Raw genomic sequence first — 22,979 nt, 5'->3', positions numbered from 1 at the left:
TAACGGATAGAATCGAATATATTCCATATCAGGCAAGAGGGAAACCGATTCTTTCCAATTGTGCTTTTCGCTCGTCTGACATGTTCCCCTTGCGGTAATCCCGTCTTTGAATGGTACACCAGCGTCCCAATGCTCCTTCACGGCATCCCGGCCATCGTCCTTGCAGGTTATGGAACAGGCACAATTGTTCGAAGTTGCCTTGCCAGACCTGTTCCGCCGACCAGACAAATCCTATTTTATCCAACAGGAGCCGGCGGTCATTGGGTAACTTTCCCTGTTTACGCATTTTCCGTTGTGTATGGCACCATCCGCCCAAATTCCCTTCCGTCGATTTAGGGAAACGCCGATATTTTCTGACAAAAGACTTCAGCTCCTCGTAGTTCTTCATCCATTCCCCTTGGAGGTTCTGATTCCAGACAAAGCCGATCTCATTCAAAGCCCGGATGCGCTCTTTGCTCAAACGTCCATCCTTCCGTCTTTCCCGCTGGGTATAACACCAGGTCGCAAGCGGGCCGTCTTCACGTTTGGGCCAGCGTCCGCAGGTATCAAAGAAGACTTTCAATGCATGGTATTCCCTCATCCATTTGGAGTCGAGCTGATTCCACTCAAAACCGATTGCATCAAGCTGGTCGCACCGTTCCTTGGCAAGACAGCCTCGTTTGTAGGCGATGCGTTGCGTGTTGCACCAAAGGCCCAGTTTCCCTTCCGTCACTGAAGGCCAGTCGTTCTCTTCCCGGTGGAACTCGACCAGCCGCTCGTACATAATCTGCCATGGTTCCAGCTCGGCCAGGATCTCTTCGATGCGGAGCCGGATATCCGACAAATAGCCGGTAGCGAGGAACGAGGTTGTTCTTTCAAATCCGTGGGGCGATGGAAGATAAGAGAGTCGCTCCCAGTGGCACGCCATCACGTCGTAGACCGATTTACCCGACAGGTTATTCACGAAATCCAAGACGACCGGCTGTTTCCCGCTTCCGGCATCCAGACAGCGCCCCAGCTGTTGCAGGGTGACAATGTAAGATTCGGTGCGCCGCAGGAACAAGACGGCATCCACTCCCTCGACATGCAATCCTTCGATCAGCATATTGACGGAAAAGAGTACGTGTAACCGGTCCGACTCTTCTCGGAAAGCGGCCAACAGCCGCTGATTCTCCTGCTCGCTTTGCGCATGATGGATTTCAAATGGCGTAATCGATCGGCCTGCCTGTGTGAGCCAGTCGCACACTTCCGGCACCATCTGTCTGAGATCGGCCAGGTCGCGACAGAAAACCAGCAGTTTGCGTACGCTTTCGGGTAGGAACTTCCGGATCACCGACGACGCGCCCAAAGCACCTTTGAAATCGACCCGCGCCAGGTCCAGTTTCTTTTGGATGCGCTCTCTCCGGCGGACTGAACAACCGCTGCGTTCCAGCTTTCTTTGCAGCCGATCCAGTTCGTTGTCCAGCCCGTAAGCACTTTGTACCAGGATCGGCACTGGTAAGATATTGTAATACCAAGCTTGCGGCAAGGTAAGTTCATAAAACAAATTTCCTTCGAAATAAAGATCCACCGTATCGATCATTCCTTCCGGACGGATTGGCGTTGCCGATGTTCCCAGGACATAGGCACAGGGATTGTTTTCTATCACTTCCTGCAAGGCACTTCCCCAAATTTCCGCCCCGAAATGATGGAATTCATCAATAAGAATATGATCTGCCCGTAACAACCCATTGTCCTCCCGGTTACGAATCAGTGACTGGAATGTCCGGTACGTCACTTGCGGAATGGAGAATCCGACGGCTTTCCGGATCTCATCCAGAATCGTGATGTTCGGAGCAAAGACCAATATATTTTCCTTTGCATGATCTGCGATATAGCGTGCCAGCAAATAGGATTTCCCTGTTCCGGTAGCCTGCACGACCGTACCGATACGGTGTTGTTTGAATCCCCGCATGATCGCCCTGTAAGCCGCTTCGTTATGCGGATAAAGCTCCACATGTCTTCCGGACAAGAGGCTTTCAATATAGCTTTCATCCGAAACGGTCAGCCCGTGCAGTTCAAAGTCCAATGCCTCCGGCAGGAATCCACCGTGCGCCACGATCCTGAAATAGAGATTTCGATATCCTTTGTTCAGTGAAGAAAGCTTTTCATAAAACCTTTCAACATCCGAACGGGTCAAAGGCTGCTCGTTCCAAATCTCCTTCACGATAGCATGTGCCATTCCCGGTTTGAAGCCTATCCGTAATCCATCTTCGGATTCTGTTACCTGAAAACCTAGACGGTGATAGCAATCTGTCAAAGACGGTACCATCCTATTGACTTACAAGTCAAAAGTTCATTTGATTATTGTCCTTTGATGTTTAAAGATGGCTATCATATCGCCCATTGTCAGTCGACCGGTAACATCTTCCGTTATAATCCGGTTCAAAAGCCGAAGATCCGCTTCCATCTGAGCACGAAAGAGACAGGCTTTGGGATGCTCTCCCCGGATTGTCTTTGTGGTTTCATCCCAAGAAGAAGTTGGTAGGTGAAGGTGGGAAGAAAATTCCATACGTCGGTTATGTCCTTTGTAGATACGGTAATAAACCGTACCGTACCCTATGGCTTTCTTACAAGTCTCAAAACGGACAACGACTGTAGGCATCCTTATTATTTTCTTGATTAGTATTTTACAGTAGGTTGATGTAAAAGCATATACCTTCCGAAGAATATTTCCCGTTTTGCAAAGAGGACTGATAAGTCATACAGTCTGCCACTCCATTCCATTTAATTGTAATCACGTTTTCATTTTCGGTAGGTGACATAGAAACCTATGATATGTTTTTTTTTCGTATATTTAGTGGCAGCAACATAATAGTTCCCCAATATGGTTCTTCTACTATCCGGCCAATCATCTCTTTTCACCTTGTCACTCGTCGTAATGTGATCATTACTTCCAATAGCAATACATGATCATCATTCGTTTTCTTTGATAGGCCTGATTCTTTTAGATAAATATCAATTCTTGTGATCAAAATCCATATTATCTATATTGCTGTCTTTTAATTTTTTCTGTATAGTACAAATAATTCCAGCTCAATCTATGAAAAAGGAATGATGCTCAAAAAATGATTGCCTGTATGATACATCCACTTTCCTAACGAATTCAAGCTGACATCGGGCAGGAACTCTTTTCTGAAAAAGTGACCACCTATGCGAGTTTTTCCTCCATCATCTATGTCCGTGCTCGGCACATAAATCAATCCACTCATTCTTGTATTTACTGCGTAAAAACAGGAAAAGTCACAAACAACAAAAGTCCTCCGAGGAATATCCACCGAAAAATTTCTTTTTTTCGTTTATCATTCTTCATTTTATACCCGATGTTAGGTTTTGCAACAATTCGTATATCTTACCATGAAACAAGTCCCGATAATGAAGTTCAACTCCAGAAAAAACTTTCACTTTAAGTTTATTAGCTCTTGGTAATGCAAACCATAAGTAATAACAAGTATTTCGATTTGTAAAAATATTTTTCAGTATCAGCTTCATAGCTCAGCTTATATCCTATATAACAATGCATTTACAATACGTCCGCAGGCTAATCCGTCACCGTACGGATTTACAGCCTTACTCATTTTTTCATAAGCTGCTTTATCATCAATCAAAGATGATACTTCGTTTACAATCTTATTATAGTCCGTACCTACCAGTTTCACCGTTCCGGCATCTAATGCTTCTGGTCGCTCCGTGGTATCACGCATCACCAATACCGGTTTACCCAGTCCCGGAGCTTCCTCTTGAATGCCACCGCTATCTGTCAATACGATGCTGCTCTTCTCCATTAGATACACAAAACTCAAATACTCCAATGGTTCAATGAAGAACATATTTTTTAAGCCGGACAGATTCTCCCCGAACACCTCATGAATCGGCTTGCGTACATTAGGATTCAAGTGCATAGGATAAACAAAATCCAAATCTGGATATTTAACCGTCAAATCTTTAATAGCTGTACACATATTGATAAATCCGTCACCAAAATTCTCACGACGATGCCCTGTAATCAATACCAGCTTCTTGCCATTGTTCAAGCGGTTTACATCATAACCCGCTTTGCTCAATATATCTTCCAATTCATTATCTAGCTCCTTGTTGTTCTTGATTTTATCCACTACCCAATAAAGTGCATCAATCACTGTGTTACCAGTTATAATGATATTGCGGTCATCAACGCTCTCTTTAATCAGATTATTACGACTTAACGGAGTGGGAGAAAAATGATAGGTCGCCAGACGCCCCGTCAACAACCGATTCATCTCCTCCGGCCATGGGCTATAAATATTATGTGTACGCAAACCAGCTTCCACATGTCCCACCGGTATCTGTTGATAAAAAGCAGCCAAAGCTGCAGCTGTAGAAGTGGTAGTATCCCCATGTACCAATACCACATCGGGCTTTACCTCTTTCAGTACATCACGCATACCGGTCAGCACACGAGCGGTCACATCATACAGATCCTGTCCCTGCTTCATGATATTCAAATCATAATCCGGTTTGATGTCGAATATCTTCAACACCTGATCCAGCATTTCCCGATGCTGTCCGGTTACGCACACCACAGTCTCTACCCGTTTTGGCTGTTTCTGGAATTCTTTCACCAGCGGAGCCATCTTGATTGCCTCCGGACGGGTGCCGAAGACCAACATCACTTTCTTCATATTTCCTCTGTTTATAATTTTTTCTTCATCAGCCACCAAGCATACTTCACCAAGTGGATCTGACGTTTAATTCTTTTGGGTTCTTTTATCAAGCGATAAGCAAATTCCAGATTATGCTCCACCCACCATTTCGGTGCGCGCTGCACATGACCTGTATAGACATCGAAACTGCCACCCAATCCTTGGAAGATAGCGCGATGCCGTTGCTGTATCTCCTCCATCAGCAATTCCTGCTTTGGCGACCCCATAGCCACGAATACCACATCCGGTTTCTTCTCCACAATATCGTCTATCAATCGTCGTTTCTCTTCATCCGTCTTGATATAGCCGTTACGATAACCCACTATTCGGATATCCTGATATTCAGAACACAGTTTCTCTACGGTCTCATTTACGATTTGCGGTTTTCCACCAACCAGATAGAATGTCTTTTCCTTGTAAAAGCGAGTAATAATCTTTAGCCATAGTTCACATCCGGGAATCTTACAGGCATCTTTATAACCTTTCTGCTTTAAAGCCATTTGTGCACCGGCTCCATCACAATACCCAATATTTCGATTGATAATGGCACGTGTCTGTTCCGTGGCATGCAATATCTTTTCTGCATTGATCGCTACCAATATGCCCTTATGCGTGTCCACATAATGCAATAGTTGCTGTTCGGAGTCGAAAGGGAATATTTCGACCCCGTTTAATGAAACTTTATCCATAAGATTAAAATATTATTCGGCAAGTAAATAATGGCTCATAGCATTAAATATAAACGCATTGCTCCAACGCATATATGATATTTTTGAACTTATCCCCGGCTTTAACTGGTAGTAGAAATAGCCTTTCCGGTCTTGCATATTGCGGATAGTCCAATCAATGACCTTTTCTGCAATTTCCTTGTATTCTTCGATCTTGTGCAACCTTGCGAGCGTTACGAGCAACTGCCCCGGGCAGTGAATGTCGATGGGATAAGTGCGGTTGTCGTAGTATTTTGGCATTCCGTTGGCTTCAAAGAAGTTTTGAATATAATATTCAAAGCCCTTCTCAATATATTTGCGATACTTATTGTCGCCTGTCAGCTCCTGATATGCAATAAGCGCATCAAGGTTATAGCCTGTATGAAAACTGTCAACCCAACTCTGAACGGGTAGCATGCCATATACCCATGCACCGTTTGGCTTTTGACCTGAGCAGCATGCCTTTATGCTTTGCTCTGCAAGTTCGCAGTATTCCTCGTTGCCTGTGTACTTGTAGCAAAAACTAAGCAGCCTTGAGCCGAGCAGTGAGGCGTTAAAGACAGTGTCGTTTCCCTGCAACGGGCTGTAAGAGAATAGGAATCCGTCCTTATATTCCGTGCGGTGAAGGTCGTTGATAACGAAATGTGCCGCACTGAGAGCGATTTCAAGAAACCTTTTCTCTCTGGTAATTTCGTATGCTTCCATAAGAGCGGTTGCACAGAAATTGCTCGCAACAACGGTTGGAGTAAACTTTGGGAAAAGGAAAAGTCTGCGAGCCTGCCAGTCAAAGTTATATCCCCAGCAAGCACCGCTGTAACCTTTTGATTGTAGAGAGATCAACAGTTCAGCCAGTTCGTTAATCCGTGATTTCAGGGAATCGGGAGAGCCGAGGCTTTCCGCAAGTTTGGGGTTTGCCTTAACCGCATTATATAGGTTGCAGTAACCGGAAAGGAAAAGCCCGATGCCCTTGGCATTATATTCCTTGGGGACAAGCGCAAGCCTGCGGAGATTGACTGGGCAGCGCTTAAATCCTTGGATAACAACCAGGCGGCAGATTGCCGACTTCTTCAGGAACGGCAACGCCTGAAAAACCTTCGAGTTAAGTCCGTCATAGGGATCCCAACCCTTGAACCCCTCATTCTCGCAATACTCCTTCAGCAAGCGAAAAGAGTTGATAACTTTATGCATATTATGTTATTCTTTAGTCCTTAGAATTTTGGTGGGTACGCCTGCAACGATAGCATTATCGGGAATTGGTTTGGTTACGACTGCGTTTGCTCCTATTGTAACATTGTTTCCGATTGTTATACCACCCATAACGATAGAACCTTTCGCAATATAAACATTATTACCTATCACTGGTACTTCCGGAAATCTTGAATTACCCCCCTATGGAAACTTGCTGACATATAGTGCAGTTTACCCCTATAATTGATTTAGAATGGATAACAACACCCATACCTCCGTATCCAAAAGTTGACCCTCTGCCAATCTTTGCCTGGTATGGAATCTTGCTGTTGTAAATTAGGAAAATAAGCAATGTTATCAATTTTGGCAGTACAGGAATGTGGTGCAAGTACAGCCACCTTGATACCCGATAAAAAGAGATTGCATTCAACATAGTTTTATCCTTTTAAAACTATATCCGATTGCAACTTTTGATTTACTCTTTTGGTTGCAGATATGGTGCTATTCCATCTAAATCTTTTTGATTTGAAGAAATATTATAGTTTAAGTCTTTAGTATATCCGATTATTTTAGCAGGAGAGCCTGCAACAATTACCCCCCCCTTAATGATTTATCAACAAACGAATTAGCTGCAACAATACAGTTATCACCAATTTCTACTGGTCCACAGATTACAACGTTTGGACCGATAAAAACGTTATTGCCAATTTTAGGAACGTTTTTATATGGAAATTTTCTTACTGTTGAGAATCGTAAACCTAATACGCAGTTTTCTCCAATTTCCGTTCCTGGGATTAGTACAGTGCTAATTCCTTTACAAACAAAATAAGATCCTTTACCGATTTTTGAATCAGCAGTAATTTTAGTGTTGTAAATCAGAAAAATTAATAGTTGAATTAATTTAGGTAAAAATGGAATGTGGTGTAAGTATAACCACCTCTGTATTCTGTAAAAAAATATTGCGTTTGGCATAATTTTATCGTTTTCTGATAAAGCGGGCGGGGTTTCCTGCCCATACTTCGTTTGACGGTATATCTTTCGTCACTATTGCCCCGGCGCCTACGATTGCCCCTTCTCCGATTGTGACCGGCTTGACAACCATTGTTCCCATGCCAATGTAGGCTCCTTTGCCAACATGCACTTGACCGCGGTCATAACTGCCTGTCTTCGGGTTCATGAAATGCGTTACAATCCGGACGCCGACAGTCAGGCGCACGCCCTCTTCAATGACAATATCTTCGGGATAATTTGTGTCGAAAATAACGTCCTCTCCGATGAAGGTCTTTTTAGGGCATTTGATGTTTACCCCCCCCATTTACAAAGCGTTGGTCTCCAACCCCTTGACTTCATTGGCAAATGCTGTAAATGAAGGAAGACAAGTTTTTTAATTCTTGACAGTTTCATTATTAAATCTAATTTTATTGCATATATATTCTATATTTTTTGCTCTATTTTTCCATGAGATTTTTTCCGCTAATTGCCTATTAGCGTACCCCATGGTCTTTAAATCGCTATAAGGTATATCTTTAATTTCTTGTAAAATTTTTAATATCGAGTATTTATTGTATTCTACTATAAAAAAACCTTTTTCATTTTTTACAAAATCAATTATATCACCATAAGGTGACAATATAACGGGCTTCCCAAATGCTAAATAATCACCTAATTTATTAGGCCATCCAGCTTTAGAAACATTGTTGTCATCTAATAATTGCAAAAACACATCTATATCTTTTAAGGTAGAAACATCTTTAGAATAATCTAACCATCCTCTATATTCAGCAATTTCAGACAATCCTAATTGATTCCACTTTTCGTTTGAGATAGTATTCCCATATAGAATCAACCTGTAACTGTTTTTAACATTTTCACATTTCAATGCTTCTATAAACGGAGCTATCAAATCAATTTCGTGATTATTAATGCCAATGTATGCTATATTTATTTTTCGTTTTTCAACAGATGAATAGGATGGATATAACGGCTTTACATCTTTCACTATAGACCCACCAGGAACAATAAAAATTTTTTCTGAGTCAATTCCATTTTCAACAGCCCTATCTTTCATAAAAGTAGATAATACGACTATAGCATCAGCTTTTCTTTTATCGTTGAGTTCATTATAGCATTCCAGTCTACCGTATGTTAACCTAAACAATCTACTTTTCTTTTTAATATAACCTCCTTTACCAAAGAAATCCCACCACTCAGAAATATAAACAGAATGATAAATAAATCTATTTAATTTACAAGGTAAGGAAGTAAATCTATGTCCACAATCTGCTATACATATTTCAAATTTATGGAACATCGAGTATATCAATCCAAATAAAGTACTCCAAATAGCAAAACCTGAGGATTTCATTTTGGCAGGAAAAAAGTCTGGTAGTACTTTTATTTTAACACCTTGATAGATAATAGTATTTATCTTAAAGAATGAACATTTAGGATTGATTGTTAATAAGGTCACATCATGTCCTAAATCTGCTAATCCTTGTGCCATATAAAAGGTTCGTCCCCATCCATTTTTTCCTTTCATGCCATGATGAGAATAAAGAACTTTCATTATTTATTGATGATTTAGGTAAAATTCTTAATTATTTTCTCCATATCATTTTATTGACAACGCCGGTGTAACTTTGGATGAGTTTAACGGTCTTTGTTGATACGTTCTCATCAACATAGTTTGGCACTGGAATGCCGTTATCTTGATTCTTGTTCATCTCTACGGCTGTATCAACCGCCTGAAGCAATGATTTTTCGTCAATGCCTGCCAATATGAAGCATGCCTTGTCGAGGGCTTCCGGACGCTCTGTGCTCGTGCGGATGCAGATTGCCGGGAACGAATGGCCTACTGATGTGAAGAATGAACTCTCCTCTGGCAATGTTCCACTGTCGCTGACAACGGCAAATGCGTTCATCTGGAGACAGTTATAATCATGAAATCCGAGAGGCTCGTGCTGAATTACTCTTTTGTCTAATTGGAATCCGTTTGCGGCAAGGCGTTTGCGGCTTCTTGGGTGGCAACTATAAAGCACCGGCATATCGTACTTCTCTGCCATCGCATTGATTGCCCGGAACAATGAAGTGAAGTTCTTTTCTGAGTCGATATTCTCCTCACGGTGGGCGCTAAGAAGGATATATTTGCCCTTTTCAAGGCCGAGACGGTTATGAATGTCGCTTGCCTCAATCTCTTCAAGATTATTATGAAGGACTTCCGCCATTGGTGAACCGGTAACGTATGTCCTCTCCTTCGGCAATCCGCATTCTGCAAGATAGCGGCGAGCATGCTCGCTATAGGCAAGGTTGACGTCACTGATGATATCGACGATACGGCGGTTTGTCTCTTCCGGAAGGTTCTCATCCTTGCATCTATTACCTGCTTCCATGTGGAAGATAGGTATGTGCAGACGCTTTGCTCCGATAACTGACAGGCATGAGTTTGTATCGCCAAGAACAAGTACAGCATCGGGCTTTACCTGCGACATGAGTTTATAGGAAGCACTTATGATATTTCCCATTGTTGAACCGAGGTCATCGCCAACGGCATCCATATACACTTCTGGTTCTTTCAACTTCAGGTCTTTGAAAAAGATGCCGTTCAAGTTATAGTCATAGTTCTGGCCTGTATGAGCAAGGATTGTGTCGAAATAGATGCGGCACTTACTGATAACGGCTGCAAGGCGGATAATTTCAGGTCTTGTTCCTACAATTATCAAAAGTTTCAACTTGCCGTTTTCCGCAAATTTTATATCTGAATAGTCAGTTTTTAATTCCATAATATTTTATTTTGTCATTGTATTTTTAGGAGTAAGTGGTGTGTACGGTCCATCCTTAACTTCAAAGATTACCGTTCCGCTTTCAAGGACCTCAATCGTATGCCATTGACCGATAGGAATCTGAACGCCGTAACATCCTTTCAAGGGGTCAAGTTCACGGCTTTCTTCCAACTGACCATCTTCACCGTAAAACAGCACGTTGATTCTACCGCGTAGAACGAAATACGTTTCTGCAGTATGGGTATGGCGGTGAATCGGCAAATCGGTTCCGGGTTCCATAGCGTTCATCAGTCTCTGCGCCTTTGCCTCAAGACTGTCATGCAGATTGTAGTTCATCCGCAAACGGGGACTCGCCTTTGCCTGTGCCGTTACCCCGTCAAGCAATTCTTTGTCGATAACCAACATAACCTGCTATTTTACTACTTTATCGAAATAAGTATCTGGGCGGTTCGGGTCAAAGCACTCGTTACACCAAATCAGAGTTACAAGATTCTCTGTTTCTGAAAGGTTTACAATGTTATGAGTGTATCCCGGGATAGTCTCAACAACCTCGATTTTATCGCCGGAAACCTCAAAATTGACGACCTCGTCTGAATCGACCTTACGCATCTGAATAAGGCCGTGACCGCTGACTACAACGAATTTCTCCACCTTTGTATGGTGCCAGTGCTCACCTTTGGTAATACCCGGTTTGGATATATTCACCGCAACCTGACCACGATCGGCTGTCCTGATAAATTCAGTAAAACTGCCGCGCTCGTCGACGTTCATTTTCAAAGGATACGCAAAACGCTCCTTCGGCAGATAAGTAAGGTATGTTGAATAGAGTTTCTTAGCCAAACCGTCGCCCATATCTGCAACGCCGAGATTTGCTGGCATATCCTTAAACGAGCGGATAATCTCAACAATCTCGCCAAGTGTGCGGGTATGAGTGACTGGAACTTCACAGAAGTTTTCATTGCAATGCTCGTTGCCGTTAAGTGCCGCTATCATCTCATCAACAACGTCGTCTATATAAACAAGATTCATAACAATGCTCGGGTCATTGACGCTAATAGGAAGATCATTCGCTATATTGTTGCAGAAAGTTGCAATGGCACTATTATAGTTTGGACGACACCACTTTCCGAAAACGTTCGGGAAGCGGTAGACAAGCACTTTCGCTCCAGTTTCCGCCGAATATTCAAACATCAACTGCTCGCCAGCACGCTTCGACTCACCGTAAGGATTGTCAAGAACCGCCTGAATAGATGATGAAATCATAACAGGGCAAGTGTTTCCATACTTCTTCAAAGTGTCAAGAAGCACCGACGCAAAGCCGAAATTGCCCTTCAGAAACTCAGAATTGTCCTTCGGGCGGTTAACACCGGCAAGATTGAAAACAAAGTCTGCATTCTTGCAATATTCCTCAAGGTCGGCAGGGTCACTGTCAATATCATATTCATAAACGGCCAAGTCCTCACTGTCAATGCCGTAATTGCGAGCTTTGCCATCGCGGATATTGTAAAGTTGCGAAACAAGATTTCGACCGACAAAGCCCTTGGCTCCGGTAACTAATATTTTCATTGAGATAAAATTTAATTATGATGGAAAAGAAAGATAATGTCTTCCTGTGTGTAAAAGATTTCCTATTGGTGATTTCTCAATAGCGGGAACACTTTGAATAATTGTTCCCCCCCCCAAAAAAATACTTTGCGAAGTCGATGGCAACGCAGTAGATTGCCGGTTTTCACACACCGGCTATTCGGAACGGATTTCGCGCGCCTTTGCCTTCTCAATCAAGCCCAAATCCTCCTGAATAAAGCGCAGACGCATCAACTGCTTCTTCATACCCTCAACATCAAGGCGCTGAGTATTGTGGCTATGATAATCCTCAATACGAGAAACCACCTCATCACCCTCAGAGAAGAACTTGTCATAATTTAAGTCACGGTTATCACAAGGAATACGGTAATAATTGCCCATATCAATAGCCTTAGCCATCTCCTCGCGAGTGACAAGAGTCTCATAAAGTTTCTCACCGTGGCGAGTACCAATAACGCGAACCTCAGTATCTCCATATTTCGGATCAACCTTAGAATATATTTCCTTCAGTGCGGTAGCAAGAGTCTCCAAAGTAGCGGCAGGAGCCTTTTGGACAAAAAGATCACCATTATGACCATGGGTAAACGCGTATATAACCAAGTCAACAGCATCATCAAGAGTCATCATAAAGCGGGTCATATTCGGATCAGTGATAGTAATAGGATTACCCTCTATCATCTGCTCAACCCACAAAGGGATAACAGAACCGCGGCTTGCCATAACGTTACCATAACGAGTACAACAAATGGTAGTAGCCGCACCCTCGCCAAGTTCACGACCCTTAGCAATCGCAACCTTCTCCATAAGTGCTTTGCTGATACCCATAGCATTGATAGGATAAGCTGCCTTATCAGTAGAAAGGACCACAACATTTTTTACCCCATGCTCGATAGCAGAAAGAAGAACGTTTCCAGTACCGAGAACATTAGTGCGAGTAGCCTCCATAGGGAAAAACTCACAACTCGGCACCTGCTTGAGAGCGGCGGCGGCAAAAACGTAGTCAACACCACGCATAGCAATATCTACAGAAGTCTTGTTGCGGACATTACCGATATAGAACTTCACCTTAGAATTCTGCAAGCGGTGACGCATATCGTCCTGCTTCTTCTCATCACGACTGAAAATTCTGATTTCCTTGATGTCGCTGTCAAGAAAACGACGTAGCACAGCATTCCCAAAGGAACCCGTACCGCCTGTAATTAACAGGACTTTGTCTTTGAATACTGACATACTATTTATAATGATTTTAAAAATTTATGCATCTTTTCTCCAGCAGATATATGAGAATACGATTGCTCTATTAGCATTTTCCCTTTTTTAGCAACAGCTAATGCTTTCTCATAATTATCTATGATATATTTGAGCTTGTTAGCATAATCCAATGGCGATTCTGGTTTTGCAAAATACATATGTTCGCCATCCTTAAAGTATTTTGATGTTTCTCCAACATTGGTTGATAATACAGGAGTACCCGACATTAAATATTCTCCCAATTTAGTTGGGAATCCTCCGTCTGCACGAACAGTCACAGGTTGGGAGGAAACTAAAATGTCTGCTTCTGATAGAATCTTTGGAACATCATTATATTGAGCAAATCTAAAACTTGTGTTGTTTGCTAATCCCTCTTGCTCAATAATCCTTTCCAATATAGATTTATCTTTTAAATTTGGTTTTCCAAAAAGATACAAATGAACATCATAATTATCTCTTAGCAAGATAGATAAAGCGTACAAAATATTGTCTACATTATCTTTTGATAATTCCATATTTCCCATATAAATTAATTTCTTAGTTTTATTTATAGGCTTTTTTATTATATTATGGAATCGATTGACATCGGTAATGGATGAAATTATAATACCTGGATTGTCTGTGATTTTTTTATAATATTTCAATAAATTTTCGGTCATGGAAATATATCCTGAATATTTACTTAAAATAACACGATAAATCACTTCTTTCCAAAATGGTATTTTATTCTTTAATTTACCTCTAATAGGTGTTGGATACTCATCAAAAATAAAAATAAGTTTTCTCTTAAATAATATATTTAATACCCTCATATACAGCAGGCAAATGAGACTATCTGAGCTTATAATAAACACGTCATATCTTCTAATTTTATCTCTTTTATGTAATTTTACACCTAAGATAAAAAGAGAATAAATCATTTCATATGCATGGAATAGCTTATTACTAAATCGTTTGCTTCTGAATGAATAAAAATATGATATACCATTAAAAACGCCTTCATTATTATTATTCGCGTTAAAATTATTAGGTGCAATTGACCATACATCAACTTTATCACCACATTCTAATAAGCCCTTAGAATATGAGAAGATACGTGTTGTGGCTGCCATTCCATACGGAATAGGGTATTTACAAATAATGCCAATATTCATGTTTTATCAATTAAATTCTACGATATAAGGAGATAAAATTAACAAATAGAGTAGTATGTTATTTTCTATAGGATTACTAAAAAAACTAATACATACTACTAATAATGAAAGTGTAACAATAATAATTGACTGCCTATATTGATAGAAAAAATTACCAATCGAGTACATAAAAAAAGAGAATGCGAAAATACCCCATGTCACTAATGTGTTTCCCAAGCCATTAACAGTAACAATATGTTTCAAAGCCATATATGAAGTTGTATCTTGGACGCAACCCCAACCTATTGGAAACATCAAAAATTTATCCGTCAACAATTTGAAAGAAAGGATTCTATTGGCTTCATATAGTTTCCTGTAACCTTGATGGTGTACTATTCCCTTTTGTGCGGAGGATATAAATTCTTCGATTTTTGGAAGAAGGAAGTCTGCATTCATCAACCAACCTATTGAAAAAGCAGTACAGATAAGAATAAGTGCTTTTATATAAATATTTTGTCCTTTCAAAAGAAACAGTAGCAAAATGATAAAAAATGCCAAATATCCTGCTGTGGAAAATGTAGTTAAAAGGATTATAGTATATACCTTAATGTGTCTATTCAATTGAAAACCTTGTCGACATATATTATATGCAATCAAGATATTTAAAATCATCGCATATGCACCCGGTTCCCACATAAAACCACTATTCCTGAAGTTTCCATTACCCATATATGTAAAAAAGAAAGCATAGAAATAGTATTTCTGAGACTCCTTCTGATAAAAAATATCAGCGGTAAAAGGACGGAATACAGAAGTAAGGCTATTAAACATACTGGGAAAGAACAAGGATAAGATATAAAATATTGTAGAAATTAACGCCAGTTTATACAAAAATTGCTCATATTTATCCCAAAAGTTATCCTTGCAACAAGATAAACATAAATATGCAAGATAGATCAAAACAATTTTCCCTATAAAAGGAAAAAAATCTATATTTTTACCAAAATATAATGAGGATATTAGGTTTATTAAAATCCATCCACTTAATAAATAAAAAAGAATATTATTATATAAATTCTTATGATTTATAAAGCTATAAAGAGCTAATAATCCCACAACTATAATTCTAATAAAATCATTACTAGCAATGGACGATGCTCCTGATATCATCATAGTGAGAAAAACAAATATCGCTATTTCTAGCTTTGTAATAGAATTTACTTTACCCATATACTTCGTTTTCCTAAAAAAATATTTTTGATCTGTATCTTAGGCCAAATAGTATTGGCAAATGTTGATATAATAAGTGAAATAATTACTCCTTTTACACCCCAATAAGTACCAAGCAATAAAGCCAATGGAATATGCACAAAAGCCTCTATCATTGTAATATAGAATTGGAGCTTTACACACCCAATACCATTGATTATGCTCCCATATCTAGCCCATGATAATTGGATGCAGAAATACAATAATAGAAGAAACATTAATGATTTATCGGGTTTGATAGTTGATGATAACCACCATTTGTATACAAAATCTGATAATAAAATCAAAACTCCTCCAGCGGCAATCATTATATATGAAATGAATTGTAGTTTTTTTAATATTCCTTTAATCCATTGATAATCCTTTCTCGCATAAGCATCAGTGGCAGCAGACCAAAAAGGAGTCATGATAATCATAAAGGCCATCTCTATCAAACCAATGTATTTGTAGGCAATATTATACTCAGCCACAGAAGTATTTCCACAAGTATGGGCGATTATCAAGTTGTTTGACTGAAATAATAATAAAGTCGTCAATTGAATCCAAAAGAATTTACTCCCAAGAATAACAATCTCTTTTATTTTAGAACGCTCAAAGAAAGAGGGGGTTGGCATATATTGGGGTATCATTTTTCTAAACAGTATCAATGAAAAAATCATCAATACAACGACTGGAGCCATTGATATAATCATTCCCAATTTCAAAAGAGAAACTTCATTGCAAACATTTGTATAAATAAAAATTCCAATGAAAGCGAACAATTGACTAAGCATCAATATCAATGAGGATAATGCCGGCTTTTGTAAAGCGTACAATACAGAATTTAGAAGTTTTAGTAGCATTTGAAATGCTAAACTTGAAAGAACCCATAACATTAATAATGTAAGTTCACCATTAGGAATCGAATGAGCGTTTAGCAGACTATTCCAATTGCAAAATGGAACAATGCAGGCCTCTATGATAAAGAACAAGAAACATAAGATTCCCATTGCACCATAAGTAGTACTCACATATTTTCGAGCATTTATTTCATCTTTACAAGCAATTGATTCCGCCAATTTATTTCTCAGACCATTACCTAACCCAATGTCAAAAAATGCAATCCAAGAAACAATTGTAGTAATTGTCAACCATATTCCATATCTATCTTGATTCAAACTATTAATCAACAATGGAACATAAGCCAAATTAATAATGATGTTGCAAATTTTTATGAGCAACATCCCCAAAATATTCTTTTGTGCCTTTTGAGTTCTGCCTGAAGATGACTTAATAAAACTCAACCCTTTCATATCTTGAAACCTAAAATCACCTAATAATAGGATTATCTAAAAGAATTTTATACAGGAATAATATTCCACTTCTCCTCATACTCACTATGCATTAATATCGCCTTACCCTCTTTCTATTCAAACATCCTTGGCTTTGTGTCATCGTCGTGAAAGTCTGAATAGGAAGTTATATAGTAGTTCATATCTTGCAAGATCCATTCATTTGTATTAGCCAATACGTTGATTCTATGTTTTCGAAAAAATGTGTTATTTCGTGACTGATAGGGAATTCGATTCTTCCAATTTTGCCCAACCGAATTTTTTTCATCAATTCTAAATGCGATACCGTACCGTCAACGTAACCAAAATCACACAGACATGATGGATAGTCTTCATATATGTAAGATATATTCTATGTCGATATGACGTTTCCTGTATGTTTCTTCACAAGTCTTATTTCCAGCTAACACTTCAAATCTTCGGATAAACATAAATTCCTATTTTTTCGAGTATATATTTTAATTTGGATGCATAATTCTTGTATCAGGCACTGGTGATTATTATATCGAAACGCTTTTGATATTTTTTTACGAACCGCCCCCAATAATATATTGGTAAATACGCTGCAAAAGATATTGTTTTGTGGCAAAATCTTATCAAACTCCGAAAATATACATGAGATTTTTCCTGGAAAATCTCATGTATATTTTGATTATTCCTTTTTACATTGTGTATAAAAGGTCTTAATAAAAATTTCATTTCCGGTACTTGAACTATTTTATGTGCAATTTTCATTAGTTTCGGTGATAATTGTATTTGCACTTATTTAGAAATATCCATTATTTCTTGAATATTCCACAAAAGTCCAATATCATTTTATCCTTCCTCCAAGATAGCTCTTTAAACTCGTTGTGAGCCGTAAGGAACACCACGATGTCTGCCTTGTCGTAGGCTTCGCAGTAGTTAGTCAGCTTAAACACGTTGTGCTCTTTTACATTCGGTTCTACGACCAAAATGTCGGCATTGTTGCAGCTCTGCATCACTTTCGTGGTAATATACTTCGCCGGACTTTCACGCAAATCGTCAATATTTGGTTTGAATGCCAATCCCATCATGGCTATAACTGGTTTACGATGATTCTTCAACTCAAACTTCAACATGGCGTTCTTCACCTTTTCAGCACACCAGAAACTCTTGTAGTTGTTAATATCACGTGCATCGCTGATTAACTTGCTTTCTGCCGGGAAATCAGCAGTGATAAAGTATGGATCTACCGCAATACAATGACCTCCTACACCGCAACCGGGTTGCAGGATATTTACACGCGGATGCTTGTTGGCAAGGTTAATAAGTTCCCAAACATTGATACCAGCCTTGTCGCAGATAAGCGAAAGTTCATTGGCAAAAGCTATCTGTACATCGCGACTGGAGTTCTCCGTCAGCTTACACATTTCCGCTGTACGGCAGTTAGTCTTGTGAAGTGTGCCCTGCACAAATTGCGAATAGAATGCTATTGCCTTTTCGGTAGATTCAGGATTCAAACCACCGATGACCCGATCGTTGTGTACCAATTCATAGATCACATTACCTGGCAATACACGCTCCGGGCAATAGGCTATGAAAATCTTACTTTCCAATTCCGGACGTTCACCAAAAATGATGCGTGCCATAGCCTCTGTAGTTCCTACAGGTGAAGTGGATTCTATTACATAAAGATCCCCTTCTTTCAGTAACGGCAATACGGCACGTGTAGCCGCTTCCACGTAACTCACATCCGGCTCGTGGTTTCCCTTGAACGGGGTTGGGACCACCATGAAGTATGCATCGCTGACTTCCGGTGTAACCGAAGCCTTCAACATGCCAGCTTTCACTACTTCCTGTAACATTTCCTCCATGCCGGGTTCAATGATGTGCAAATGTCCCGCATTGGTCATTTTCACTACATGAGGATTAATGTCAACTCCTGTTATTTGAATGCCGTGCTTTGCGGCAATAATGGCTGTAGGTAGTCCGATGTAACCCAAGCCCATGAAACATGCTTTCATTTATCTTTGTATTAAATATTAAATCATTCATTTACATAAAAAAACACATATTAGGGCAAAGTCTTCCCGAATGTAAATACGCTATATTTTACACACATTTTTCAAGAAAGACAGATTGTCTATTTTTTGCTTACAAGTTGTCACATAAAAAATAAGGGAGTGAACATCATTTCCTCCTAAATCATACATTCCTGCTTTTAATAATATCTTCGCTTTCTTCTCTATGTGCTTACCATACATTCCGACTAATGACGGTATATTTAATTGAAAAGAAATTTGGTTCTTTTTTAACGTTTTATAATCCATCATTTGCATATACTCATATCGTTCCGGATGGGCCAACAAAGGATGATAACCTTTCTTTTGGATGCGTTGCAAAATAGACAGTAATCCCATTGGTGGATTGAAATAAGAGGTTTCCACTAACAGATAATGTTTTCCTTCCTCAAAGGGTAACAAGTCATCCTTTTCCAACCGTTCCTCAAAAAGGTTATCCATCATATATTCCGCTGCCAAAGCCAATTCGATCTTTCCATGATACATTTGCTTTAATTCTTGGAACTTCTGTTGCAGATCCACTGTTTCATTGGGTATGTCTTCCATTATATGGGGGGTAAGCCAAACCTTACGAACGCCTAAACGTTCCATTTCTTCCAATATCGCCAACGACTCTTCCAACGTTTTCACCCCATCATCTACCCCGGGAAGAAGATGGCTGTGGCAATCAGTGAAACCACGGAAAAAACCGCTTTCCGCTAATACTTTTTTCTGTCGGAAAAAACACATTTCTGTTGACTGTTGGGAATAATAGCAAACAGTTTCCTTGTTTATTTTGGAATACCCCTCTATTTTGTGTTGCCGTAATAAGAGTCATACCCATTGTGGTAACCATAGCGGTAACCATAGCGTCCACCTGTACTTTCCGTACCATTCAATATCACCGAAAGGTTTTTGAACCGCTTTTCTTGATAAATACTTTCCAATTCAGGTAACAGTGAGCGGTCCAATAATCCCGCCCGTACCACAAAGAGTGTCCGGTCGGCATATTGCTCGATTATTTGTGTATCTGCCACAATATCAATCGGCGGGCAATCAATAAAGATATAGTCATACTCATCGCGTAAGTCTTGCATCAAGGTTGCCAGACTTCCATCCTCCAACAATTCCGTCGGATTAGGAGGAATGGTTCCTACTGGAATTATATGCAGATTAGGATACTTTTTGTCTATCACAAGCAACTCGTTCCAAACGACTTCCTTGTTTCCCAAGTAGTCACTTAAACCTTTCTTAGGCGACCCTACATAAGCCGAAACCGTTCCATGTCGCAAGTCCCCGTCTATCACCAATACTTTTTTTCCCTTAATGGCAAAACTCATGGCGATGTTCATGGACAGAAAACTTTTTCCACTACCCGGATTAAAAGAGGTTTCTATAAATACTTTCTGCTCGGTATTCTTGCTTTTCATAAAGTCCACGTTGGAGCGAAGCACACGAAAAGCTTCGTTGATAATATTCCGGTTACCCTCTTCCACCACAATTGCATATTCCGAAAATTTATTCTTCTTTTTTTTGTTTCGGAAATATAACGGTATTTCACCCAAATAGGGCACACTCAAATTCTCCAAATCTTTCTTACCCCGAACCTTGGTGTTCATGTTTTCTTGCATAAAGATAATAACTGCCGGTACTAAAAGCCCGAGAGCAAGAGCCACCAATAAAATGTTTTTCTTATTTGGTGCCGTTGGTAAAGCACTGCCACGTGGAGCTGTAATCATTCGCGTATTATAAGCGGTAAACGCTTGTGACAGTTCATTCTCTTCACGCTTCTGGAGCAAATATAGGTATAACTCTTCCTTTACTTTTTGTTGACGTTCTACCGATAACAAGTATTTGGCCTGACTCGGATTAGAAGCCAACTGTTGAGTTGTTGTTGCTTCCTGTTGGCGAATACTGCGTATCTGAGTATTTAACGATACGATCAGATTATCAACCGATTGAAGAATCGTACGTTTCATACTCTGCATTGAGTTCCCTAAATCTTTCACCAACGGGTTTTTCTCGCTACTGTTGGCTATCAGCCGGTTGCGATCCAACACCATCTTGTTGTATTCTCCGATTTGACTTTCGATATTTACGTTGGCTATACCGGAGTTGGTTGGCAAAGGCTGGTTCATCTCTTTCCCCCCCAATTCGCGGCGAATAAATTGAGCCGTCGCAAGCTGGTTGGTGAGTGTCTGAATTTCTTTTTTATTCTCAGCAGACTGGCTCATATACAGACTGGAAGCGGCTTGTACGTCCGGCAACAGATGTTCACTCTTGTAGTTGGAGATATTCTCATCCACATGACCCAATTCGTTTTCAATCACGCCCAAACGTTCACCGATAAACCGTGAGGTACTTACTGCTATCTGGTTCTTGTCCTGGATCCATTTCTCGTTATAAACCTCAATCAGTGTATTCAAAATATCTTCTGCCTTTTGCACAGAAGCATCATCAATGCTCAAATTAATAATGGTGGCATCTTCATTGCCTAATTCAGCCCACAATTTTTGCGTATAGCTGTCTGCCACCATATCAGCCGGTTCTTTACTATATTGAATAGTGCTGCCTGTAAAAAAATTCTCATATTGAGAAGTTAAGCTGATGGCCAATGTTCCTGCTGATGTTTGAATGGAATCTCCTATAATTCCTTCAAACCGTTCCCCAGTTTCTTCTCCAGCAACGATAAAGTTTGAAAGATAAAACTTGTTTTGTGCACCAACTTCTATATCAAAACTTACACTTTTTTTATTATCAAAAAGATAAGTCACCAATATCGGGCTTGATTTATATAATTCTATTCTTTTTAAGCCCCTACGAATAGTATATATCTCATTTAGCCCCAAACGCTTCACCACCTCTGTCATCAGCGTAGGGGATTTCAAGGTGAGCAGTTCGTTGTTGATATTGGTGTTTGATTTAAAAATACCCATATCTGCAAACTCATTCATTGCACTTGCCGGAGAATTGTTCTTGGAGTCATCCTTAATTAAAATGGCAGCCGTCCGGGTATAGACATTAGGAGTACTCAACAAATATAATGATGCCGTTGCCAACGCAACGAACAAGGAAGTGGCAAACCAATACCATTTCGGGATAAACATACCCCATAAATCTTGTATCCGTATAAAATCATCGGTAGGTTTGCCTGTGTTCGTTCTATTCTTTATCATTTTGGCTCTCTTTAATATCTTATAAAATAAAATTCAATACATTACTTGAACAGCAAAACACCCAGCGAGGATAGGAGCGAACCGATACTGATCCACAACGATACCGATTTTACACTGTTCTCATTAATGGTGCTTTGTCCGGCACGTACCTTGTTGGGCTGTACATACACCACATCATTCTGTTTCAGATAATACACCGGTGAATTAAACAGATCTTTCGAGCGGATATCCACCCAATGGGTTACACGCTCGCCGTTTTCTTCACGGATGACAAATATCGCATCTCGCTTTCCGTAGATGCTTAGGTCACCCGCCATACTGATGGCTTCCAAAAGGGTAATCTGATCTTTTGTAATGGCATATTTACCTGGAGTTTTCACCTCGCCCAACACGGAGAAATAAAGGTTCATAAACTCAACTGTAACTACCGGATCGTTTACCAGATTCTCTTCCATCAGCCTTTTTTTTACCAGGGTGGCAATCTGGCTCTTGGTCATACCGGCAATATGCAATGTTCCGACAACAGGAAAATCAATGTTCCCCTTATCATCCAATGTGTAACCTGATATTTCTCCATTGATGTTGCCAGAACGTAAATCAGAAGATCCGGCACGGTATTGCACCCGTGTCAAATTAAACAGAGCCGCCAATTGCGGATCCTTACTGGACACCATAATGGAAATCTGGTCTTTGGGTTGTACGGTAATATCCCGTGCCCCGATAATCGCCTCGGGTTGATTAACTACGATATCTTGAAAATAGACAATTTCTTTGGAGGTATTGCAGGACACCAATAAGACACACAAGAAACATAATTTAATTAAATGAAATTTCATATCT

At 40.0% G+C, this 22,979-nt stretch carries 21 protein-coding genes; all 21 read right to left on the bottom strand.

Annotation, left to right across the window (positions count from 1 at the left end; all coding sequences use genetic code 11):
* Nucleotides 1–28 precede the first annotated feature (28 nt).
* The 21 genes from BVU_RS07875 to BVU_RS07775 all read right to left on the bottom strand — a co-directional run bounded on the left by BVU_RS07875 (nucleotide 29) and on the right by BVU_RS07775 (nucleotide 22,975).
* Entirely contained in the window at nucleotides 29–2,290 is a 2,262-nt protein-coding gene (locus tag BVU_RS07875; RefSeq protein ID WP_005636894.1) for a Helicase associated domain protein, read from the bottom strand.
* A 24-nt stretch (nucleotides 2,291–2,314) separates the two neighbouring features.
* Nucleotides 2,315–2,623, bottom strand: coding sequence for an Arm DNA-binding domain-containing protein (locus BVU_RS07870; protein ID WP_005636892.1), 309 nt, complete (start codon nucleotides 2,621–2,623; stop codon nucleotides 2,315–2,317).
* Nucleotides 2,624–3,059: 436 nt separating this feature from the next.
* Nucleotides 3,060–3,230 carry a hypothetical protein gene (locus BVU_RS22510; protein ID WP_005636888.1) on the bottom strand — a complete coding sequence of 57 codons (171 nt, stop codon included), beginning with the start codon at nucleotides 3,228–3,230 and terminating at the stop codon, nucleotides 3,060–3,062.
* Nucleotides 3,231–3,518: 288 nt separating this feature from the next.
* Nucleotides 3,519–4,679, bottom strand: a complete 1,161-nt coding sequence (wecB, locus tag BVU_RS07865; protein WP_007219053.1) for a non-hydrolyzing UDP-N-acetylglucosamine 2-epimerase — start codon at nucleotides 4,677–4,679, stop codon at nucleotides 3,519–3,521.
* Nucleotides 4,680–4,690: 11 nt separating this feature from the next.
* Nucleotides 4,691–5,389 (bottom strand): WecB/TagA/CpsF family glycosyltransferase, encoded by a 699-nt coding sequence (locus BVU_RS07860; RefSeq protein ID WP_005656920.1) that lies wholly within the window; start codon nucleotides 5,387–5,389, stop codon nucleotides 4,691–4,693.
* Between the two features lie 12 nt (nucleotides 5,390–5,401).
* Nucleotides 5,402–6,595: a glycoside hydrolase family 88 protein gene (locus BVU_RS07855; protein ID WP_005636881.1), complete on the bottom strand. Its 1,194-nt coding sequence runs from the start codon at nucleotides 6,593–6,595 to the stop codon at nucleotides 5,402–5,404.
* A gap of 6 nt (nucleotides 6,596–6,601) precedes the next feature.
* Nucleotides 6,602–6,724, bottom strand: coding sequence for a hexapeptide transferase family protein (locus BVU_RS22710; protein WP_005840881.1), 123 nt, complete (start codon nucleotides 6,722–6,724; stop codon nucleotides 6,602–6,604).
* A 462-nt stretch (nucleotides 6,725–7,186) separates the two neighbouring features.
* Nucleotides 7,187–7,567 carry a serine O-acetyltransferase gene (locus tag BVU_RS07845; protein ID WP_011964865.1) on the bottom strand — a complete coding sequence of 127 codons (381 nt, stop codon included), beginning with the start codon at nucleotides 7,565–7,567 and terminating at the stop codon, nucleotides 7,187–7,189.
* Between the two features lie 4 nt (nucleotides 7,568–7,571).
* Nucleotides 7,572–7,910, bottom strand: coding sequence for an acyltransferase (locus BVU_RS07840; protein WP_005656926.1), 339 nt, complete (start codon nucleotides 7,908–7,910; stop codon nucleotides 7,572–7,574).
* A gap of 69 nt (nucleotides 7,911–7,979) precedes the next feature.
* Nucleotides 7,980–9,161: a glycosyltransferase gene (locus BVU_RS07835; RefSeq protein WP_005636871.1), complete on the bottom strand. Its 1,182-nt coding sequence runs from the start codon at nucleotides 9,159–9,161 to the stop codon at nucleotides 7,980–7,982.
* A gap of 31 nt (nucleotides 9,162–9,192) precedes the next feature.
* On the bottom strand, nucleotides 9,193–10,374 hold the full coding sequence (gene wecB / locus BVU_RS07830) for a non-hydrolyzing UDP-N-acetylglucosamine 2-epimerase (protein WP_005636869.1): 1,182 nt from the start codon (nucleotides 10,372–10,374) through the stop codon (nucleotides 9,193–9,195).
* Nucleotides 10,375–10,380: 6 nt separating this feature from the next.
* Complete coding sequence (locus BVU_RS07825; protein ID WP_005636866.1) at nucleotides 10,381–10,779, bottom strand: WbuC family cupin fold metalloprotein; 399 nt, start codon at nucleotides 10,777–10,779, stop codon at nucleotides 10,381–10,383.
* 6 nt (nucleotides 10,780–10,785) lie between these two features.
* Nucleotides 10,786–11,940, bottom strand: coding sequence for a capsular polysaccharide biosynthesis protein CapF (locus BVU_RS07820; protein ID WP_005656928.1), 1,155 nt, complete (start codon nucleotides 11,938–11,940; stop codon nucleotides 10,786–10,788).
* Between the two features lie 174 nt (nucleotides 11,941–12,114).
* Nucleotides 12,115–13,188, bottom strand: a complete 1,074-nt coding sequence (locus BVU_RS07815; RefSeq protein WP_005636862.1) for a polysaccharide biosynthesis protein — start codon at nucleotides 13,186–13,188, stop codon at nucleotides 12,115–12,117.
* Between the two features lie 5 nt (nucleotides 13,189–13,193).
* On the bottom strand, nucleotides 13,194–14,363 hold the full coding sequence (locus BVU_RS07810) for a glycosyltransferase (protein WP_005636860.1): 1,170 nt from the start codon (nucleotides 14,361–14,363) through the stop codon (nucleotides 13,194–13,196).
* Between the two features lie 6 nt (nucleotides 14,364–14,369).
* Entirely contained in the window at nucleotides 14,370–15,572 is a 1,203-nt protein-coding gene (locus tag BVU_RS07805; protein WP_005636858.1) for a hypothetical protein, read from the bottom strand.
* A complete protein-coding gene (locus BVU_RS07800; RefSeq protein WP_005636855.1) occupies nucleotides 15,560–16,903 on the bottom strand; it encodes a lipopolysaccharide biosynthesis protein in 1,344 nt (447 codons plus the stop codon). Before BVU_RS07800 ends, BVU_RS07805 begins: the two co-directional genes overlap by 13 nt.
* 818 nt (nucleotides 16,904–17,721) lie before the next feature.
* A complete protein-coding gene (gene wecC / locus BVU_RS07790; protein WP_005636852.1) occupies nucleotides 17,722–18,927 on the bottom strand; it encodes a UDP-N-acetyl-D-mannosamine dehydrogenase in 1,206 nt (401 codons plus the stop codon).
* 81 nt (nucleotides 18,928–19,008) lie between these two features.
* Nucleotides 19,009–19,713, bottom strand: coding sequence for a tyrosine-protein phosphatase (locus BVU_RS07785; protein ID WP_005636849.1), 705 nt, complete (start codon nucleotides 19,711–19,713; stop codon nucleotides 19,009–19,011).
* A 59-nt stretch (nucleotides 19,714–19,772) separates the two neighbouring features.
* Nucleotides 19,773–22,139 (bottom strand): GumC family protein, encoded by a 2,367-nt coding sequence (locus BVU_RS07780; protein WP_005636847.1) that lies wholly within the window; start codon nucleotides 22,137–22,139, stop codon nucleotides 19,773–19,775.
* A gap of 41 nt (nucleotides 22,140–22,180) precedes the next feature.
* A complete protein-coding gene (locus BVU_RS07775; protein WP_005636845.1) occupies nucleotides 22,181–22,975 on the bottom strand; it encodes a polysaccharide biosynthesis/export family protein in 795 nt (264 codons plus the stop codon).
* Nucleotides 22,976–22,979: the final 4 nt, after the last annotated feature.

Origin of the sequence: Phocaeicola vulgatus ATCC 8482 (assembly GCF_000012825.1) — a bacterium.
In the GTDB taxonomy this organism is placed as follows: Bacteria; Bacteroidota; Bacteroidia; order Bacteroidales; family Bacteroidaceae; genus Phocaeicola; species Phocaeicola vulgatus.
This window is presented reverse-complemented; position numbering and strand designations above follow the sequence as displayed.

What these genes read in the sequence shown, in the direction of transcription:
- BVU_RS22510 (WP_005636888.1), bottom strand. Translation starts at nt 3,230, where the DNA reads ATGAGTGGATTGATTTATGTGCCGAGCACGGACATAGATGATGGAGGA.
- BVU_RS07875 (WP_005636894.1), bottom strand. Translation starts at nt 2,290, where the DNA reads ATGGTACCGTCTTTGACAGATTGCTATCACCGTCTAGGTTTTCAGGTA.
- BVU_RS07800 (WP_005636855.1), bottom strand. Translation starts at nt 16,903, where the DNA reads ATGAAAGGGTTGAGTTTTATTAAGTCATCTTCAGGCAGAACTCAAAAG.
- BVU_RS07820 (WP_005656928.1), bottom strand. Translation starts at nt 11,940, where the DNA reads ATGAAAATATTAGTTACCGGAGCCAAGGGCTTTGTCGGTCGAAATCTT.
- wecC (WP_005636852.1), bottom strand. Translation starts at nt 18,927, where the DNA reads ATGAAAGCATGTTTCATGGGCTTGGGTTACATCGGACTACCTACAGCC.
- BVU_RS07855 (WP_005636881.1), bottom strand. Translation starts at nt 6,595, where the DNA reads ATGCATAAAGTTATCAACTCTTTTCGCTTGCTGAAGGAGTATTGCGAG.
- BVU_RS07860 (WP_005656920.1), bottom strand. Translation starts at nt 5,389, where the DNA reads ATGGATAAAGTTTCATTAAACGGGGTCGAAATATTCCCTTTCGACTCC.
- BVU_RS07805 (WP_005636858.1), bottom strand. Translation starts at nt 15,572, where the DNA reads ATGGGTAAAGTAAATTCTATTACAAAGCTAGAAATAGCGATATTTGTT.
- BVU_RS22710 (WP_005840881.1), bottom strand. Translation starts at nt 6,724, where the DNA reads ATGGGTGGTATAACAATCGGAAACAATGTTACAATAGGAGCAAACGCA.
- BVU_RS07825 (WP_005636866.1), bottom strand. Translation starts at nt 10,779, where the DNA reads ATGTTGGTTATCGACAAAGAATTGCTTGACGGGGTAACGGCACAGGCA.
- BVU_RS07835 (WP_005636871.1), bottom strand. Translation starts at nt 9,161, where the DNA reads ATGAAAGTTCTTTATTCTCATCATGGCATGAAAGGAAAAAATGGATGG.
- BVU_RS07780 (WP_005636847.1), bottom strand. Translation starts at nt 22,139, where the DNA reads ATGATAAAGAATAGAACGAACACAGGCAAACCTACCGATGATTTTATA.
- BVU_RS07840 (WP_005656926.1), bottom strand. Translation starts at nt 7,910, where the DNA reads ATGGGGGGGGTAAACATCAAATGCCCTAAAAAGACCTTCATCGGAGAG.
- BVU_RS07775 (WP_005636845.1), bottom strand. Translation starts at nt 22,975, where the DNA reads ATGAAATTTCATTTAATTAAATTATGTTTCTTGTGTGTCTTATTGGTG.
- wecB (WP_005636869.1), bottom strand. Translation starts at nt 10,374, where the DNA reads ATGGAATTAAAAACTGACTATTCAGATATAAAATTTGCGGAAAACGGC.
- BVU_RS07870 (WP_005636892.1), bottom strand. Translation starts at nt 2,623, where the DNA reads ATGCCTACAGTCGTTGTCCGTTTTGAGACTTGTAAGAAAGCCATAGGG.
- BVU_RS07810 (WP_005636860.1), bottom strand. Translation starts at nt 14,363, where the DNA reads ATGAATATTGGCATTATTTGTAAATACCCTATTCCGTATGGAATGGCA.
- BVU_RS07815 (WP_005636862.1), bottom strand. Translation starts at nt 13,188, where the DNA reads ATGTCAGTATTCAAAGACAAAGTCCTGTTAATTACAGGCGGTACGGGT.
- wecB (WP_007219053.1), bottom strand. Translation starts at nt 4,679, where the DNA reads ATGAAGAAAGTGATGTTGGTCTTCGGCACCCGTCCGGAGGCAATCAAG.
- BVU_RS07845 (WP_011964865.1), bottom strand. Translation starts at nt 7,567, where the DNA reads ATGCCAAACGCAATATTTTTTTACAGAATACAGAGGTGGTTATACTTA.
- BVU_RS07785 (WP_005636849.1), bottom strand. Translation starts at nt 19,713, where the DNA reads ATGTGTTTTTTCCGACAGAAAAAAGTATTAGCGGAAAGCGGTTTTTTC.